The 16,761-nt window shown below is 50.2% G+C and carries 17 protein-coding genes, 2 pseudogenes and 1 riboswitch; of the genes and pseudogenes, 6 read left to right on the top strand and 13 right to left on the bottom strand.

Annotated features, from left to right (window positions below; translation table 11 throughout):
* Window positions 1–14: 14 nt before the first annotated feature.
* A complete protein-coding gene (locus CW734_RS07990; RefSeq protein WP_101190096.1) occupies window positions 15–956 on the bottom strand; it encodes a DHH family phosphoesterase in 942 nt (313 codons plus the stop codon).
* Between the two features lie 93 nt (window positions 957–1,049).
* Here CW734_RS07990 and CW734_RS07985 point away from each other — a divergent pair, with 93 nt between their 5' ends.
* Window positions 1,050–1,349, top strand: coding sequence for a YtpI family protein (locus tag CW734_RS07985; protein WP_101190095.1), 300 nt, complete (start codon window positions 1,050–1,052; stop codon window positions 1,347–1,349).
* An 85-nt stretch (window positions 1,350–1,434) separates the two neighbouring features.
* Here CW734_RS07985 and CW734_RS07980 read toward each other — a convergent pair whose 3' ends face one another.
* Both CW734_RS07980 and CW734_RS07975 read right to left on the bottom strand, forming a co-directional pair.
* Window positions 1,435–2,742, bottom strand: coding sequence for a DRTGG domain-containing protein (locus tag CW734_RS07980; protein WP_101190094.1), 1,308 nt, complete (start codon window positions 2,740–2,742; stop codon window positions 1,435–1,437).
* 181 nt (window positions 2,743–2,923) lie between these two features.
* Window positions 2,924–3,604, bottom strand: a complete 681-nt coding sequence (locus CW734_RS07975; RefSeq protein ID WP_101190093.1) for a metal-dependent hydrolase — start codon at window positions 3,602–3,604, stop codon at window positions 2,924–2,926.
* Between the two features lie 90 nt (window positions 3,605–3,694).
* Here CW734_RS07975 and CW734_RS07970 point away from each other — a divergent pair.
* A pseudogene (locus CW734_RS07970) lies at window positions 3,695–4,774 on the top strand (M24 family metallopeptidase); the annotation flags it as partial.
* A gap of 73 nt (window positions 4,775–4,847) precedes the next feature.
* Here the strand turns inward: CW734_RS07970 and ald are convergent.
* Window positions 4,848–5,962, bottom strand: a pseudogene (gene ald, locus CW734_RS07965) (alanine dehydrogenase).
* Window positions 5,963–6,249: 287 nt separating this feature from the next.
* On the opposite strand from ald, the gene CW734_RS07960 reads away from it, so the two are divergent.
* Window positions 6,250–6,750, top strand: a complete 501-nt coding sequence (locus CW734_RS07960; protein ID WP_101190091.1) for a universal stress protein — start codon at window positions 6,250–6,252, stop codon at window positions 6,748–6,750.
* Window positions 6,751–6,796: 46 nt separating this feature from the next.
* Here CW734_RS07960 and CW734_RS07955 read toward each other — a convergent pair whose 3' ends face one another.
* On the bottom strand, window positions 6,797–7,735 hold the full coding sequence (locus tag CW734_RS07955) for an NADP-dependent oxidoreductase (protein ID WP_101190090.1): 939 nt from the start codon (window positions 7,733–7,735) through the stop codon (window positions 6,797–6,799).
* 105 nt (window positions 7,736–7,840) lie between these two features.
* Window positions 7,841–7,884: riboswitch (PreQ1 riboswitch) on the top strand.
* A gap of 8 nt (window positions 7,885–7,892) precedes the next feature.
* Between CW734_RS07955 and queC the strand changes: the two genes are divergently transcribed.
* From queC to queE, 3 genes are read left to right on the top strand one after another with little or no spacing between them, the layout of a single operon-like run.
* The gene (queC, locus tag CW734_RS07950; RefSeq protein WP_101190089.1) at window positions 7,893–8,555 is read left to right on the top strand and encodes a 7-cyano-7-deazaguanine synthase QueC; all 663 of its coding nucleotides are present in this window, start codon (window positions 7,893–7,895) and stop codon (window positions 8,553–8,555) included.
* Window positions 8,552–8,974, top strand: coding sequence for a 6-carboxytetrahydropterin synthase QueD (gene queD, locus CW734_RS07945; protein ID WP_101190088.1), 423 nt, complete (start codon window positions 8,552–8,554; stop codon window positions 8,972–8,974). Before queC ends, queD begins: the two co-directional genes overlap by 4 nt.
* A complete protein-coding gene (gene queE / locus CW734_RS07940; RefSeq protein WP_101190087.1) occupies window positions 8,971–9,678 on the top strand; it encodes a 7-carboxy-7-deazaguanine synthase QueE in 708 nt (235 codons plus the stop codon). The genes queD and queE overlap by 4 nt, the downstream gene beginning before the upstream one ends.
* Window positions 9,679–9,758: 80 nt before the next feature.
* Here queE and CW734_RS07935 read toward each other — a convergent pair whose 3' ends face one another.
* The 8 genes from CW734_RS07935 to mbcS all read right to left on the bottom strand — a co-directional run bounded on the left by CW734_RS07935 (window position 9,759) and on the right by mbcS (window position 16,522).
* The gene (locus CW734_RS07935; protein WP_257968653.1) at window positions 9,759–10,088 is read right to left on the bottom strand and encodes a zinc ribbon domain-containing protein YjdM; all 330 of its coding nucleotides are present in this window, start codon (window positions 10,086–10,088) and stop codon (window positions 9,759–9,761) included.
* An 89-nt stretch (window positions 10,089–10,177) separates the two neighbouring features.
* Window positions 10,178–10,597 (bottom strand): universal stress protein, encoded by a 420-nt coding sequence (locus CW734_RS07930; protein WP_101190085.1) that lies wholly within the window; start codon window positions 10,595–10,597, stop codon window positions 10,178–10,180.
* A 123-nt stretch (window positions 10,598–10,720) separates the two neighbouring features.
* Window positions 10,721–11,644, bottom strand: coding sequence for a class I SAM-dependent methyltransferase (locus tag CW734_RS07925; protein WP_101190084.1), 924 nt, complete (start codon window positions 11,642–11,644; stop codon window positions 10,721–10,723).
* A 53-nt stretch (window positions 11,645–11,697) separates the two neighbouring features.
* The gene (gene tpx / locus CW734_RS07920; protein WP_101190083.1) at window positions 11,698–12,204 is read right to left on the bottom strand and encodes a thiol peroxidase; all 507 of its coding nucleotides are present in this window, start codon (window positions 12,202–12,204) and stop codon (window positions 11,698–11,700) included.
* 36 nt (window positions 12,205–12,240) lie between these two features.
* Window positions 12,241–12,810: an RDD family protein gene (locus tag CW734_RS07915; RefSeq protein ID WP_101190082.1), complete on the bottom strand. Its 570-nt coding sequence runs from the start codon at window positions 12,808–12,810 to the stop codon at window positions 12,241–12,243.
* 14 nt (window positions 12,811–12,824) lie between these two features.
* A complete protein-coding gene (gene sppA, locus CW734_RS07910) occupies window positions 12,825–13,835 on the bottom strand; it encodes a signal peptide peptidase SppA (RefSeq protein WP_101192164.1) in 1,011 nt (336 codons plus the stop codon).
* 61 nt (window positions 13,836–13,896) lie between these two features.
* Window positions 13,897–14,370 carry an EamA family transporter gene (locus CW734_RS18800; RefSeq protein WP_232787202.1) on the bottom strand — a complete coding sequence of 158 codons (474 nt, stop codon included), beginning with the start codon at window positions 14,368–14,370 and terminating at the stop codon, window positions 13,897–13,899.
* Between the two features lie 577 nt (window positions 14,371–14,947).
* Entirely contained in the window at window positions 14,948–16,522 is a 1,575-nt protein-coding gene (gene mbcS, locus CW734_RS07900) for an acyl-CoA synthetase MbcS (RefSeq protein ID WP_101190081.1), read from the bottom strand.
* Between the last annotated feature and the right edge of the window lie 239 nt (window positions 16,523–16,761).

Genomic DNA, 16,761 nt, shown 5'->3' with positions numbered 1-16,761 from the left:
AACACCTTCTTTCCTTATGCCTTCGCGCAAATTTCCTCCAGGCGCTGGATGACCCGGTCAGCTTCGTCCCAGGAATAGGCGACTGCGCCGGACGCCATCGGATGCCCGCCGCCGCCGAATTCTTTTGCGAGCGTATTGATGACTGGCCCTTTTGAACGCAGCCGGACACGTATTTCAGTGTCTTCTTCTATTAAAATGACCCAGGCTTTGATGCCTTTGACGTTTCCGAGCGAACCGACCAGCAAAGACGTATCTGTCGGAGTCACATCGAATTTCGCCAAAATGTCCTGTGTAATTTTTACAAAAGCCGCGCCATTTTCATCTATTTGGAAATTTTGGTACATATAGCCTTGTAAATGAAGCAATTTGCGGTCCATCTCGTACATACCGTTATGGAGCTCGTTGCGGTCAAAATCATATTTGATCAATTCGCCTGCCACGTCGAAGGTTTTCTGAGTCGTGCTCGGAAACAGGAAGCGCCCGGTATCGCCGATGATTCCTGCATAGAGCAGCCTAGCACCCGCATCGGGCATGGCCCAGTTTTCTTCCGCTTGCCCATATGTAAATAATTCATAGATCATTTCGGAAGAGGAACTCGCCTGTGTATCCACTTGGCAAATATCGCCGTAATTGTCGTCGTTCGGATGATGGTCGATTTTCACCAATTTCGCCCCGCTATGGTAGCGCTGGTCGTCGATTCGGTCCTTATTCGCGGTGTCCGTAACGATGACCAATGCCCCTTCGAAATCTGCATCTTCGACCATATCCGGAAAATCAAGGAAATCCATCGTGTAATCATGCTCTCCTGCGGCCAGCACGCGCTTGTTCGGGTAGTTGTGGCTCAGTATGTATTTCAGGCCGATCTGGGATCCATATGCATCCGGGTCGGGACGCACATGGCGGTGGATGATGATCGTATCGAATTGTTTAATTGTGTCGATGATTTGACTATACATTGCTTCAATCCTCCAGTGGACAGGGAAATCCATTCGCATTTTCTGATCATCCCCATTACAATGGAAATAGATTTGCATAACAGGAGGTTCCCCATGCTCATATTCGTATTTTTGATTATCATTTCTGCTGTATTCTATCTTTACTATAAAACGAAACAGATCCGCACGCGGCTGCCGGTGCGCAAAAACTGGTATGCAAGCCGCGCTCAGATTGCGCTCGGCAGTTTTATTACCTTTTTCGGCATCAACCAGCTGTTCGTTTTCCAAACCGTCGTCACTTACATCATTGCCGGCATCTTTATCGTTCTTGGCTTGGCGCTGATCGTCCATAATTTCAAGGCGAACCGCCATTACCAAGCGTTTCTCGACGAAGAAACCCGCTTGAACCCATAAAACAGCCCCTCCCTTGCGGAGAGGTTGTTTTTTTGTGGGCGCTTGTTGCACGCCAGAGGCTCCTATCCTGTCAAGCTAGCGCTCATTAGCGGTCGAGCAATTGGAAGGTCAGCATCGCTTTGCCGATCACTTGCTGTTCGTACAACACTTCGACATCGACTTTTGCTGATTTGCGGCTGATGTCCAGGATTGTCGGCCGGATGATCAATGCCGCATCCAGCTGCACCGGTTTCAGGAAATAAACGGTGATGTTTTCCAGCACGCTGTCTTTTCGGTTTTTCGTCTTGAGTGCTGTGGCCGCCGCTTCTGTTAGCACCATCGTATAAGCTCCGTAAGACAGCGAGCCGTATGCATTGGTCATTTGGGGCGTGACGCGGAATTCCAGGCTGAGCTTGTCTTCTTGCACTTGGTTCAATTGGCTTTTGATGATGTCGTCGATCGTCTCGCCTTGCTGCGGCTGGCGCTGGGCTGTTTGGATTGCTTTCAATACGTCCTGACGGCTGATGATGCCCATCAAATTATGGTGGTTATCAGTGATCGGCAGCAAGTCGATGCCTTCCCAGATCATCCGGTGCCCTGCTGCCGCGACGCTTGTCTGCAGCGACACGGTGATCGGGTCTTTGGTCATCACTTTATCGATCAATTCCGTATCTGACGCGCCGATGACATCCCGTGAGGTGACGATTCCGACCAGCCTGCCGCTGCTGTCGACGACTGGAAATCCGCCATGCGTCGTTTCGTTATTCAGTTCATTATAGCGGCTGATTGGATCTTTGACGTGCAGGAAATGAGTGTTTTCCAGCGGGATCAAGATGTCTTCAATGAGCAGAATCTCTTTTTTGATCAATTGGTCGTAAATCGCACGGTTGATCATGGTGGCCACTGTGAAGGTGTCGTAGCTGGTGGAGATGACCGGCAATTCCAGTTCATCGGCCAGCTTTTTCACTTGGTCAGAGGCATCAAAGCCCCCTGTCACAAGAACTGCCGCTCCTGCCTGCAAGGCATATTCATGGGCTTTGTAGCGGTTCCCGACAATCAGCAGGTTGCCCGCTTCCGTATAGCGCATCATGTCTTCAAGCTGCATCGCCCCGATAACGAATTTGTTCAATGATTTATGGAGCCCCGCACGCCCGCCGAGCACTTGGCCGTCGACGACTTTAACGATTTCCGCATACGTGAGCCGTTCGATATTCTCCTTTTTCTTGCGCTCGATGCGGATGGTGCCGACCCGTTCGATCGTCGAGACCAGTCGCTTGTTTTCCGCTTCTTTAATGGCCCGGTAGGCAGTACCTTCTGATACTTGAAGCTCCTTGGCAATCCGGCGAACGGAGATTTTCTCCCCCACAGCCAAAGTCTCGATATAGTCCAAAATCTGTTCGTGTTTCGTTGCCATTATTTCACCAATCTTTCTGCTATCCTTATCACTTAGTTTATCATAATCCGAATGGAAGTCGACAATCGCTGAAAGCGCCGTTGAAAATGGAATCCTCAAAATCGAGGCAATAAAAAACGGGCAAGGGAAATGGCTTCTTCCCCTCGCCCGCTTTCATATGCTTGTTACCTGTCAATGGCTTCTATAAGTCGATGCTGTCTCCAGGCTCCATGATCTTGACTTCCGCCTGCTTGACTGCCTGCTTGAATTGCTCCGGATCCTGCTTGATCGGCGGGAAGGTGTTGTAATGGATCGGCACCGCCGTCTTCGGATTGATCAGCTCCACTGCATAGGCCGCATCTTCCGGGCCCATCGTGAAGAAATCGCCGATCGGTACGAACGCCAAGTCGATCGAATGGCGTTTGCCGATGATTTCCATATCCCCGAACACTTCTGTATCCCCCGCATGATACACCGTCTTCCCTTCCGCTTCGAAGAGGATCCCAGCCGGCATGCCGCCGTAAATGACTTCACCGTCTTCTGTCGTATAGGACGAGCTATGGAACGCTTTCGTGAATTTCACTTTACCGAATTCGAACTCTTTGGCGCCGCCGAGGTTCATGCCTACCGCATCCAAGCCTTGTCCGCTAAGGTAGTTTGCCAGCTCCACAGGCGCCACAACGACAGCACCACTTGATTTTGCGATGTCCACCGTATCTCCGACATGGTCATTATGCGCATGCGTCAACAGGATCGCATCCGGCTTTTCTTCGCTTGCCGTCAGGTCCGTCAATTCGTTTCCGGTAATGAACGGATCGATGAGGATCGTTTTGCCTCCAGTGTGGATTTTTACCACCGAATGGCCGTGATATGAGATTTTCATGATATCCCTCCAATAGAGTTTTGGCTCATTGCTTTCTGCTGTTTTATACCCTGATTTTTGATATGCTACACATGAAGGGGAGGAATACATATGAACAAATTGACTAACTTGCAAAAATTTTTGAAACAGCAGCAACTAGACGCGGCGCTCATCACGGACCCGCACAATATCTTCTATTTGACCGGCTTTAATAGCGATCCGAAAGAGCGGCTGCTCGCCGTTATGGTGTTCGCAGAGGCAGAACCGTTCCTCATCTGCCCGGCAATGGAAGCGCCGGATGCGAAAGCTGCCGGATGGACGGGCGAAATTGCAGGACACGCCGATACGCAAGACGCGATGCAAGTGTTATACGAAACGGCAGCCAAACGCAACCAGCCGATGGAACGCATCGCCATCGAGAAAGCGCATATGATCGTCGAGCGCTACGACGCGATCAACCATTATTTCCAGTCGCCCGAAATCCATTCGATCGATGCCCAGATGAATGCCATGCGCGTCATCAAAGATGAAGCAGAACTCGACATCCTGCGCCATGCTGCCTCACTTGCGGATTACGCCATCGAAGTGGCAGCCGACGTGATGCAAGAGGGAATGACCGAAATCGAATTGATGACCGAAATCGAAACGGCATTGAAAAAACGCGGCATCACCCACATGTCATTCGATACCACCGTTTTGACAGGGCCAAAAGCCGCTTCACCACATGGCAAAACAGGGCAACGCCAAATCGAACGGGGCGATCTTGTGCTAATGGACCTCGGCGTCATTTATGAGGGTTATTGCTCGGATATCACCCGTACACTGGCTTTTGGCGAACCGAGCGAACAAGCGAAAAAAGTGTATGATATCGTCAAGCGCTCAGAACAAGCGGCACTTGATGCGGTGCGTCCTGGCGTTACAGCAGCTGAGCTTGACGGAATTGCCCGCAAGACCATCGAAGACGCAGGCTACGGGGAATATTTCACGCACCGCCTTGGCCACGGCCTTGGGATTTCTGTCCATGAATTTCCGTCGATCCACGGGGGCAACGATATGCCGCTCGAGGCGGGCATGGTATTTACGATCGAACCCGGCATTTATGTCACGGATCAAGTCGGCGTGCGCATCGAAGACGATCTGGTCGTCACTGAAGATGGCTACGAAGTGCTGACCAAATATCCGAAAAGAATTGACGATCATCAACCGAAAAGAGCTGTCCCGAAAATCCGTATGATGGATTTTCCTGGGACAGCTCTTTCCATTGTTATTGAAGCAGTTCGTCGACTGATTTGTATTCAAGGCCTTGATCATCGGCCACGGCTTTATACGTTACATAGCCGTCCATCGTGTTGACGCCTTTTTCAATGCTTCGTTATCGAGGACTGCTTGCTTGAGCCCTTTGTTGGCGATTTGCACTGCGTAAGGGACCGTTACATTCGTCAAGCCGATCGTCGATGTGCGTGGAACTGCACCCGGCATGTTTGCAACAGCGTAATGAACGACATCATGCTTCACATAAGTCGGCGCATCGTGAGTGGTGATGCGGTCGCTCGTTTCGAAGATGCCGCCTTGGTCTATGGCGATATCGACAACGACTGAACCTGGCTTCATCGATTTGATCATGTCTTCAGTGATCAATTTCGGTGCTTTCGCTCCCGGAATCAATACAGCTCCGATGACCAAATCCGATTTTTCAACCGATTGGGCGATATTCAGCGGGTTTGAAATCAATGTTTGCACATCTTTGCCGAACAGATCGTCCAATTGGCGCAAGCGTTCTGGGTTCAAGTCAAGAATCGTTACATCAGCGCCCATGCCGATCGCCACTTTTGCAGCGTTCGTTCCAGCTACACCACCGCCGACGATCGTCACTTTTCCGCGCGAAACGCCAGGGATGCCGCCGAGAAGGATGCCCCCGCCACCGTGGATTTTCTCAAGGAACTGAGCACCGATCTGTGTCGACATGCGGCCGGCCACTTCGCTCATCGGCGTAAGAAGCGGCAAGGAATTATTCGGAAGTTGAACCGTTTCATAAGCTACGCCCGTCACTTTCGACGCGAGTAAAGCATTCGTCAATTCCACTTCAGGTGCCAGGTGCAAGTAAGTGAAGAGCACTTGGCCTTCACGGAAATGCTTGTACTCGCTAGCTACCGGCTCTTTTACTTTCATGACCATATCCTGCGCCCACGCCTGGTCAGCATCGGCGACGATTACTGCGCCAGCTGCTTCATAATCGGCATCCGTAAAGCCCGATCCGAGCCCTGCACCGGATTGGATGAAAACTTCATGGCCGAAAAGTGCCAAGTTCACTACTCCCGCCGGCGTCATTGCCACACGGTTTTCATTGTTCTTAACTTCTGTAGGTACCCCGATACGCATTACAAAACCCTCCATTATATTGTGTCTGAAATAATAAAATGAACCAAACTATCAGTATTTGAAACCACATCCATTCTAACAGATTCTGTTTGATATTGCTCCATTAATTTGCCTTTTCAAAAGATAATTTTTAATGCGTCAAAACGCGGCATAATCCCGTTTGGCAGAAGAAGGAAAGATATTTCGAAATAGTGAATGAAAAATAAATCGATAAATTTCATTCTTAAAGAAGGAACAATTTGCCTATCCCTCGAAAGTTACAGTATAGACAAAGGAGGAATGTACAGATGACATTAAAGTATAATCAAATCATGGTAGCCGTCGACGGGTCGAAAGAAGCGGAATGGGCTTTCAAAAAGTCCATCGGCATCGCAACACGTAACCACGCGACGCTGAATCTGGTAAACGTGATCGATACCCGTTCGTTCGCCGCAATCGAAGCATACGACCGTTCGATTGCTGACCGTGCCCAGAAATTCGCTGAAGACTTGCTCGGGGATTATAAAAAAGAAGCCGAAGCCGGCGGTGTTGAAAATGTCAATATCGTGGTCGATTACGGTTCCCCTAAGACAATGATTCCCCGTGAACTGGCCGAAAGAGTCGAAGCCGACTTGATCGTCTGCGGCGCGACCGGTTTGAATGCAGTCGAACGTTTCCTCATCGGCAGTGTTTCAGAACACATCGTCCGCTCTGCTAAATGCGACGTACTCGTCGTCCGTACAGACGAAGCGCAAAGCGATGCACCAGACGATTATTATTCGGAAGACCGTTCCGGAAAACCTGAATAACACATATAAAAGCACGCGGCATCCAAGCCGCGTGCTTTTATATGTGTTATTGCTTCACTTTAATGACGATTTTTCCTCTGGCGTGATGGGATTCGCTTAATTCATGCGCTTCCCGTACGCCTTCTTCCGTCAACGGATAGATATGGCCGACTTCCGGCTTCACTTCCCCGCTGACGAACAAATCGCCCAATTTCTTCAATTGCTGGCCATTCGGCTCGAGCCAGAAACTGCTGACGTGGATGCCGAGCTTCTCCGCTTTTTCCTCATCAGGCTGTCCGGCTATGCTGACAAGCCTGCCGCCACGCTTCAATACGCCGTAACTTTTTTCGAGCGTTTCGCCGCCCATCGTATCCAATACAAAATCAAAATCCTCCAGCACTTCGGAGAAATCCTCTTCACGGTAATCGATGACGCGGTTCGCGCCGAGAGAAGTGACGAGTTCATCATTTTTATCGCTCGCGGTCGTCGCTACATAGCAGCCGATGCTATTGGCGATTTGGATCGCCATGCTTCCGACGCCGCCAGCCCCTGCATGGATAAGCACTCTATCGCCTTTCTTGATATGGCCGATCTCCACCAGGCATTGCCATGCGGTAAGCCCCGTCAACGGAATCGCTGCGCCTTCCTCGAAGCTCATGCTTTCAGGCATGCGCGCCAGTAGATTTTCATCTACCGGGACAAATTCTGCATAGGTTCCTTGCCGCGTTGTGTCAGGACGCGCAAAAACCCGGTCGCCTGGATGATAATGCCTGACCTCATCGCCGACTTCCTTGACGACGCCTGCGACATCCCATCCGAGAATGATCGGGAATTCCCATGGCAGCATTTCTTTCAAATAGCCTTCTCTCAGCTTCCAATCAATCGGGTTGACTGAAGTTGCATGAACTTCCACCAACACTTGATGCGCTGAAATAGCTGGCGTTTCCATCTCACGTTCCTTCAATTGCTCTTTTCCTCCGTACTGGTCAATGACTATAGCTTTCATCTGCAGCCACTCCTCCCTTTTACCACCTGTATACCCTGACACCATTTTGCTACACCTGAAAAAGCACAGGAACTTGCCTAATTATGCTATTATGGTAACTGTTTCATAAAAGAGGTTCGCAAACTCCCTCTCTAAAAAACTAAGGAGCTGTATTTAAATGAAAAATGAAAAAGCAGTCGTTGTCTTCAGCGGCGGGCAGGACAGCACTACTTGCCTATTTTGGGCGCTGGAACAATTCAGCGAAGTGCTCGCCGTCACTTTCGATTACGGCCAGCGCCACTCGCAGGAAATCGACCACGCAAAACGCATTGCCGAGACGCTCGGCGTGTCGCTTCAAGTGCTCGATATGGGGCTTATCAACCAATTATCCGCCAATGCCTTGACGCGTGATTCGATCGAAGTCGAAGAACAAAAGGATGGGCCGCCTTCCACTTTCGTTCCCGGGCGCAATCTATTGTTCCTGTCCTTTGCGGCGATTTACGCTGATGCATTCGGTGCGCGCCACCTCGTGACCGGAGTCAGCGAGACGGATTTCAGCGGTTATCCGGATTGCCGGGATACCTTTATCCGTTCGCTCAATGTCAGCCTTAATTTATCGATGGACAAGCAATTCGTCATCCATACGCCGCTCATGTGGCTCGATAAGGCAGGCGTCTGGGAATTGTCCGACCAGCTCGGCGCATTCGATTTCGTGCAAACTGAAACCTTGACCTGCTACCACGGCATTCCGGCAGCAGGCTGCGGCACATGCCCGTCTTGTGTGCTGCGAAACGAAGGATTGCAGACGTATTTGGCCCAAAAGGCAGGTGCGAAATCTTGATGCAGCAATTCTACCCTTCCGTCCCGCATCCCTATAGCTTTGAATTGAATAAAGACATGCATTTTTCCGCTGCGCATTATATTCCTGCCGATGAAGCCGGCAAATGCGCAAAAATGCATGGCCACACCTATCATTTGAATATAACGATTGCTGGCGACCAATTGAACAGCACCGGCTTTCTTATCGACTTTAAACAATTGAAAGACTTGATCCATAAACGCTACGACCATAGCGTGTTGAATGACCACCCGGAATTCACAGATACCTTTCCGACGACTGAACAGCTGGCACAGCAAGTGCACAAGCTGATCCAGGACACACTCGACCATTCGGACAACCAGCCGGCTTGCGTACAAGTCATCGTCCGGGAAACCCCGACAAGCTATGTCATCTACCGGCCGAAAGAGGTGTCTTCATGAAAATCCCTGTAATGGAAGTATTCGGCCCGACAATACAAGGCGAAGGCATGGTCATGGGCCAGAAGACGATGTTTGTCCGGACCGCCGGCTGCGATTATTCTTGTTCATGGTGCGATTCCAAGTTCACTTGGGACGGTACCGGAAAAAGCGTCATGTTGACCGCAGAGGAAATTGCCGAGCAGCTTGAGGAGCTCGGAAAAGACGCCTTTTCACATGTCACCATTTCAGGAGGCAACCCGGCACTTCATAAAGGCATCGCGGAACTGGTCGCATTGTGCCAAGAGAACGGCTGGCGCACAGCTGTCGAAACGCAAGGCAGCATCTGGCAGGACTGGCTCTCGGAAATCGATGAAGTCACCGTCTCTCCGAAGCCCCCGAGTTCGGGCATGATTTTGGACTACTCCAAGCTGGATGCGATGCTCGGCAAGCTATCCTCGGCTCAAGCCAGCCTGAAAGTTGTCGTTTTCGACGAAACCGATTTCTTTTTCGCGGAACAGCTGCACCTGCGTTATCCGTTATTCCCGTTCTTTTTGCAAGTCGGAAATGACGACACGCAGACGACCGAAGACGACAAGCTGGTCCAGCATCTGCTCCGGCGCTATCAATGGCTGATCGACAGGCATTTGGTTTCCGCCCCTCTCAATGACGCTAAAGTGCTGCCACAGCTCCATACACTGTTATGGGGCAATAAGCGCGGCGTGTAAATAGCAATAAAAAACCGGCCATTCCCGCAATATTTGGGGAATGGCCGGTTTTTATTTTATTGCGTTCAAAACTTAAAAGATCAGGCTTTTTTCACAAATTCCGATTTCAGCTGCATCGCACCGAATCCATCGATCTTGCAATCGATATTATGGTCTCCGTCCACGAGCCGGATGCTTTTGACTTTCGTGCCGATTTTCAAGGTATTGGAACTGCCTTTCACTTTCAAATCCTTGATGACCGTAACAGCGTCACCGTCTTGCAAAATGTTTCCAACGGCATCCCGCACCGCTTCTTCTTGCGCTTGTTCAGCCGGGTTCCATTCGTGTGCACATTCCGGGCAGACCGCCATTCCCGCATCTTCGTACGTATACTCAGAACCGCATTTAGGGCAATTCGGCAACTCCATCATCTATCTTCTCATCTCCCATAATTCACGATGCTCTAGGCACCGACAGATGCATTAAGTATACCAAATCAACGAGTCGCGCGGGACTGTTTTTACCTGACCACCAGGACCGGGCATTCTGCATGATTGACGACTTTATGGCTGACGCTGCCAAGCATCACTTCGCGGATCGGTGACAACCCCCGGCTGCCGATAACAACAAGATCGTATGCCTTTTCCTTGGTCATCTTGACGATGGCAGGGCCAGGAATGCCATGCAGCACTTCAATTTGGTAGAATATTTTTTCCCGGTCCAACATCTCAGTAACGGGCTGGATTTTTTTCCGCCTGGCCAAATCGAATTCCATCGCCGACGCGTCGTGGATCACTTCATTCTCATCTTCCTTATAATCGGAAACATAGACGACCGTCACTTCCGCTCCATCGACCAATCCTGCAATTTTTGTCGCTTCCTTGGCTGCACGTATCGAGTTTTCCGACCCGTCGACGGCCAATAAGATGTGCTGATACATACTCCCACTCCTTTCAAGCTGATCGTTCTCTCGTCTCTTTACGCTATTCGCCGTTTGCTTGAAAGTTCCTGCCTTTTTCCAGAAACGAAAAAACCAGCCCTATCCGGATAGGGCCGGCTTGTGTCATGATTTGTTTTCTTTGAACCATCCATTGACTTGCGTGAAGAACTTCGCCATCGTCTCCGGCTTCGACATATTCGGGACACGCGCAAGAAGCACTTCTTTCGGTGCTTTTAGGCCATCCTTTTTCTTCTGCAAAACCAACACGGCCTTAGCGTGCTGGGCATTTTTGAAGATGTTCTCCGGCAGCTCCATCACAGCCTGGATATGCGCCTGCTGTTTCAGGAAACTGTGCAATTGCCCGGCAAGCGGAGATTCGAAAATATTCCTTGGTATGACAAAGAACAAATAGCCGCCTTCTTTTGTATGCTTCAAGGATTGCTCGATGAACAGATGATGGGCGTAGGACATGCCTTCTTCCGCTTTCAATTCATAATTCGAGGCAGTTGCTTCGTCCGGGTAATAACCGACCGGCAAATCGGAAACGACGCAATCGACCGGATCGATCAGCAGCGGCTGCAGGGCATCCTGCAAATAAAAGGTCACTGGCTGCTCGATCAAATTGCCGATATTCGAAGCAAGGCGGATCAACAGGTCATCCAGTTCGACAGCTGTCCCGCTCATGCGGCCATCCAAATAATTCATCACCGTAAACAGCAGATTGCCCGTGCCCGCAGCTGGGTCCAGCACAGTCGCTTGTTGTTCCTTGACGAATAGCTCCACCAGATAACCGATCAACAGCCCGAGAGCATCCGGCGTCATCTGGTGATGGGGCTGGACATGCTCTTTCATGCCTTTCAAAATCGACAACTGAATCGCTTTTCGCATATCTTCTTTCGTTGCGCCTTCTGCGATACTCAATTGCCCATCCAGCCAGCGCTCGGTCGTCGTGAGCAAACTTTCTAAATAGGAAGTTTCTTCCTGTTTTTGGATCGATACCGTTTCATTGTCAATCGCCGTAAAAATGCTTTCCATCGATGAATTCATAAATCTCCGTCCTCAATAAGGAAACCCACTCGGCAAGAGTGGGTTTCCTGGTATTAGTTTGTTAGTTCTTTGACTGCTTCGAGTGCTTTGTCGTAATCAGGGTGATCGGTGCCTTCTGCTACATATTCCACATACGTCACTTTTCCGTCTTTGTCGACAACGAAGATGGAACGTGCCAATAAACGCAGCTCCTGCATCGTCAGTCCGTATGCTTCGCCGAAGGAAAGGTCGCGGTGGTCGGACAATGTCGTGATCGAATCTACGCCATTGATCTCCGTCCAGCGTTTCTGCGCGAATGGCAGGTCGCAGGAAACCGTCAATACTTCGACCTCGTCACCCAATGATGCCGCTTCATCGCTGAATCGTTTCGTCTGATCGGAACATACTCCTGTATCTAGCGACGGGACGACACTGATCAACAGCACTTTGCCTTTGAAATCGCTAAGTGTCTTCGGTTCCAGGCTGTTCGATAGCACCGTGAAATCCGGTGCCGCATCGCCTACTTTCACTTCATTGCCTGGCAATGTTACAGGGTTTTGCTTGAATGTGATTTGTACCAAATTGCAACGCCTCCCTTTCAGATTATCCCTATCATACTAAATGCTTTCACTCTCTTGCAACTGAGACCCTTCCAGCCGTTTTCTTGCCATCTGCTGTTTCCGGTAAGAATCCTCGTGGACAACGGTCGTATCTGCGATGAAATCATGCACGCCTTGCTTCAACGGCGTAAAGCCGACAATCCAGTACAAAGGCAAGATCGTTACCGAAATAAAGCGGCCGATCCATTCGCGGAACAATAAAGTGGACCATGATAAACGATCCGTTTTCAGGGAAACGACGCGCAGGCCGAAAATCATCTTGCCGACCGTCTGCGCGAAAAATTTGGTCATCAGTACAAAATAGCCGTAAAAGACAATCGCTGTCAAGATCGCATAAGGCGCGTACCATGACGTTTCAGACGTGTCCCACCCGAAGAGCGCAAACAGCGGGCGGATCAAAATAGACGAAACTGCCGAAATGACCAGGATATCGATCAAATACGCCCAGAAGCGCATCCAGAAACCAGCCGGCTTGCGTTCATAAAAAAGGATTCTATCGTTTTCCGGCCGGACCGGCGGAGTTGCAGCCGCTCGCTCCGCCGCATCATTATTGACGTGATCAGTCATGCTTCTCCACCTCCTTAGTTTTCACCGTATAGATACATCATGCGCGGACCGCTGTTTTGGGACAGCATATCTGAGATGAACTTCGTTTCCATGTCCATGCCGAAAAGTGAGCCAGCCTTCATCGCGAAGAGTGAAGACCAGTCATCGCCGGCACCGTACTCAAAGACTTCGCCATCAGCTAGATCGAAATCATCACGCATCGCCTGGATGACATCTTCTTCAAAGCCGAAATCGTCCGCGAGGTTCGCTTCAACAGCTTGGCGGCCGTTCATGATGCGCCCGTCCGCGTATTCTTTCACTTCCGCTTCGGTCATATCGCGGCCTTCTTCGATGACATCTACGAATTCCTCATAGGAACTGTCGAGCATATCCTGCAGGAGCGCCCGTTCATCATCCGTCATTTCACGCGTCGGGCTCATGATATCTTTGTAAGGCCCCGATTTAATGGTGACGAAATCCACGCCGTAGCGTTCGGCAAGTTCACCGTAATTGACGCTTTGCATGATTACGCCGATCGATCCCGTCAAAGTTTCTTCGCTGACGAAGATTTTTTCAGCCGGTGCGGCAATATAATAACCGCCTGAGGCAGCCATAGCGCCCATCGAAACGTAAAGCGGCTTGCCGGTTTCTTCCTGGATTTCCGTAATCTTGTCGTGAATCTGTGCAGACTCAACGACGCCTCCACCCGGTGAATTGACTTTCAAGACAACGCCTTTGACGCTGCTGTCTTCCTTAACAGCTTGCAATTGCTCCATGAACAAATCATGGTTATAGCCGGCAGCGGCAAAAACGGAAGCTTCCCCTGTATCCTGGATCGCCCCGTCCACGTTCAACACGGCAATCCGGTTGGAAGCATCGCCTGACTCAACCACTTGTTCGCCTAAAGCCGTTTGTTCCATGCCTGTCCAATCGTCAAATCCTGAAGTGAAATCCGACTGCAGCACTGAAAAGGCCGAGTTAATGACTAGAGATATCACCAGCAAGGCAGCAGCGGCCAGTAAGGCAATCCATCGTTTTGTGTTCATCATGTTTCAGTTCCCTCCTTAAGTATTCCATTTAACTATACGCTGTAGCATTCAAAATGTTTCACTTTCTGCTAAATTCGGCACCAACTAAATGGCGGTTCTTTCTCGTCCGCCTCGCTTCCATGATTTTTGAGCCGGTGAACAGGATCAAGGCACTCCAGATAAACGAGAAGGAAATGACCGAGACCAAGCCGAACTGCTCCCCGTACAGAAAGACGCCGATCAGCAGCATCAAGCTCGGGGCAATGTATTGAAGGAAGCCGATCATATACAAAGGAATCAGCGGCGCGCCCATGGCGAATAGCAATAGCGGCAAAGCAGTCAGGAAACCACTGAGGATGACGAGCAGGTCGGTCGACACGCCGCTATGCAGAAATGCCGCACGGTCGATCGAAAACAAATAGACGTAATAGGCCGTCGCAAACGGCGGCACGAACAGTGTCTCGATCGCAAGGCCCTCAACGCATTCAATTGAATGGTCTTCTTGATCAATCCGTAGAACGCAAAGCTGAATGCCATGCCAAGCGCCAGCCAAGGCAGCGTCCCATAGGAAATCGTGATGACCGAGACGCCGATTGCGGCAAGTACAAACGCAATTTTACGGCCGGCGACAGCTTTTCCTTTAAAAGAACGAGCCGAGCAGCACGGAGATCAGCGGATTGATGTAATAGCCGAGGCTCGTTTCGACGATCCGGTCGTTGGTCACGGCATATATAGAAAAACCAGTTGGCCGAAATCAGAAACGAAGCGAGCATGAGCAGGAAGAAGGTTTTCTTCGATTTCCACAAAGACTTTACATCATCCATAAACTGCTTGCTGCCCCTGTCAGCACAATAAAGCCAAGCGTCAGCCAAAACGCCCAAAAATACGGCCAGCCAATAATTCATCAGCGGGCACATGGTCGACTTGCTTCCAGAATATCGGGAGAAATCCCCAAATCGTGTAAGTTAAAATCGTCAACAATGTTCCTTTTTCTCATCAGTCATCTTCGCATCGCGCACCATTCTTAAAATATTTTATTCACGAAATAATAGACCCATTATATGCCTGCCCTATTGGAAAGTAAATACAGCAAAAGCCCCCGGTATAAGCGGAGGCTTTTGGCTAAATTATTATTTTTTTGCGTTTTCGGCTTGCCGCAGTTCGACGCGGCGGATTTTGCCGGATGCGGTTTTCGGTAATTCGGTGCGGAACTCGACTGCGCGCGGATATTTATACGGCGCCGTCAATTCCTTGACATGGTTCTGGAGTTCCTTGATAAGCTCTTCTCCGCCATCATGTCCTTGAGTCAAGACGACGAATGCTTTCACGATCGTCCCGCGGATTTCATCCGGCGAACCGACGACGGCGCATTCCTGTACGGCGGGATGCTTGACGAGTGCATCTTCCACTTCGAACGGCCCGATCGTGTAGCCTGAGGAAATGATGATGTCATCGCCGCGCCCTTCAAACCAGAAAAAGCCGTCTTCGTCTTTCGACGCTTTGTCGCCCGTTACATAATAATCACCGCGGAACTGCATTTGCGTCCGCTCGGCGTCTTTGAAATATTCCTTGAACAGCGCCGGCGTCTCGACGTGCACAGCGATGTCCCCGACTTCTCCAACGGCACAAGGCTCGCCGTTGTCGTCGATGATTTCCACCCGGTTGCCCGGCGTCGGTTTGCCCATCGAGCCTGTGCGCCCCTCTGTGCCTTTCATCGTGCCGACAAGCAATGTGTTTTCGGTCTGCCCATAGCCGTCGCGCACATCCAACTCGAAATGCTTCCGGAACACATCGATCACTTCGGCATTCAATGGCTCACCGGCCGAGACGGCACTGTGGAGCGCGCTTAAATCGTATTTCGCCAAAACTTTCTGCTTCGCCATCAGGCGGTATTCTGTCGGCGTGCAGCATAGCACATTGATTTTCCGCCGTTCCAGCAACTCCAAGTAAACTGCTGGGTCGAATTTGCCGTTGTAGACAAATGCCGTCGCGCCGCTTCCAAGCGTCGCGAGGAACGGGCTCCAGATCCATTTCTGCCAGCCCGGGCTCGCCGTCGCCCAGACCAGATCCCCTGTTTTTGCCCCAAGCCAATGCTCTGCAGAGGTGCGCAAATGTGCGTAAGCCCAGCCATGGCTATGGACGACGCCTTTTGGATTGCCCGTCGTCCCCGATGTGTAAGAAAGAAACGCCATATCGTCATTCTTGGTCGGTGCCGCATCGTAACGGTCAGAGGCTGAAGCCATTTCGTCTGTCAATGAAATCCAGGAATCCGATCCTTGGCCGATGACGAAATTCGTCAGCCCATCCATTTCTGCGACTCCCTCGAATTGGCCCAGAAACGGTTCATACGCGATGACCGCTTTGGCCTCGCTATGGTTCAGGCGGTAAGAGATGTCTTTCGCCCGCAACATTTCAGAACTTGGAATGACAACGAGCCCTGCTTTCAATGCCCCAGTGTAAACTACATAGGCTTCGATAAGGCGAGGCACCATGACCAATACGACATCGCCTTTTTTCAAGCCTGCCGCTTCGAAGCTGTTCGCTGCACGGTTCGCTTGTTGGATCAATTCGTCATATGTAAGTTCTTTCTTTTCCCCTTGGTCATTTTCCCAAATGATCGCTTTGCGCCCATCCCCTGTCGCAAAACGTTCGAATTCTTCCACCAAATTATAGCTTTCAGGTGCCAGCAATTGTTCGCGTTTCATTCCAATCTCCCTTTGCCAATGAACTAATATTATTCTTATATTATTATACAATGAATATTTAATTATTCAAAATAATTATTTAAAATAAAGCGAGCTCCAATTCGATTGATTTTCTCCTTAATTTTTTGACTCCATTGATTTCCTTCTAAAACCAATATCAATATTTCGTGCGATTGTTCTAATAGAATAACGAATTCTTCTCATAACAAAGCCCGGCCAAGAACAGGATGCTTGTTCTT

Origin of the sequence: Planococcus sp. MB-3u-03, assembly GCF_002833405.1 — a bacterium.
In the GTDB taxonomy this organism is placed as follows: domain Bacteria; phylum Bacillota; class Bacilli; order Bacillales_A; family Planococcaceae; genus Planococcus.
This window is presented reverse-complemented; position numbering and strand designations above follow the sequence as displayed.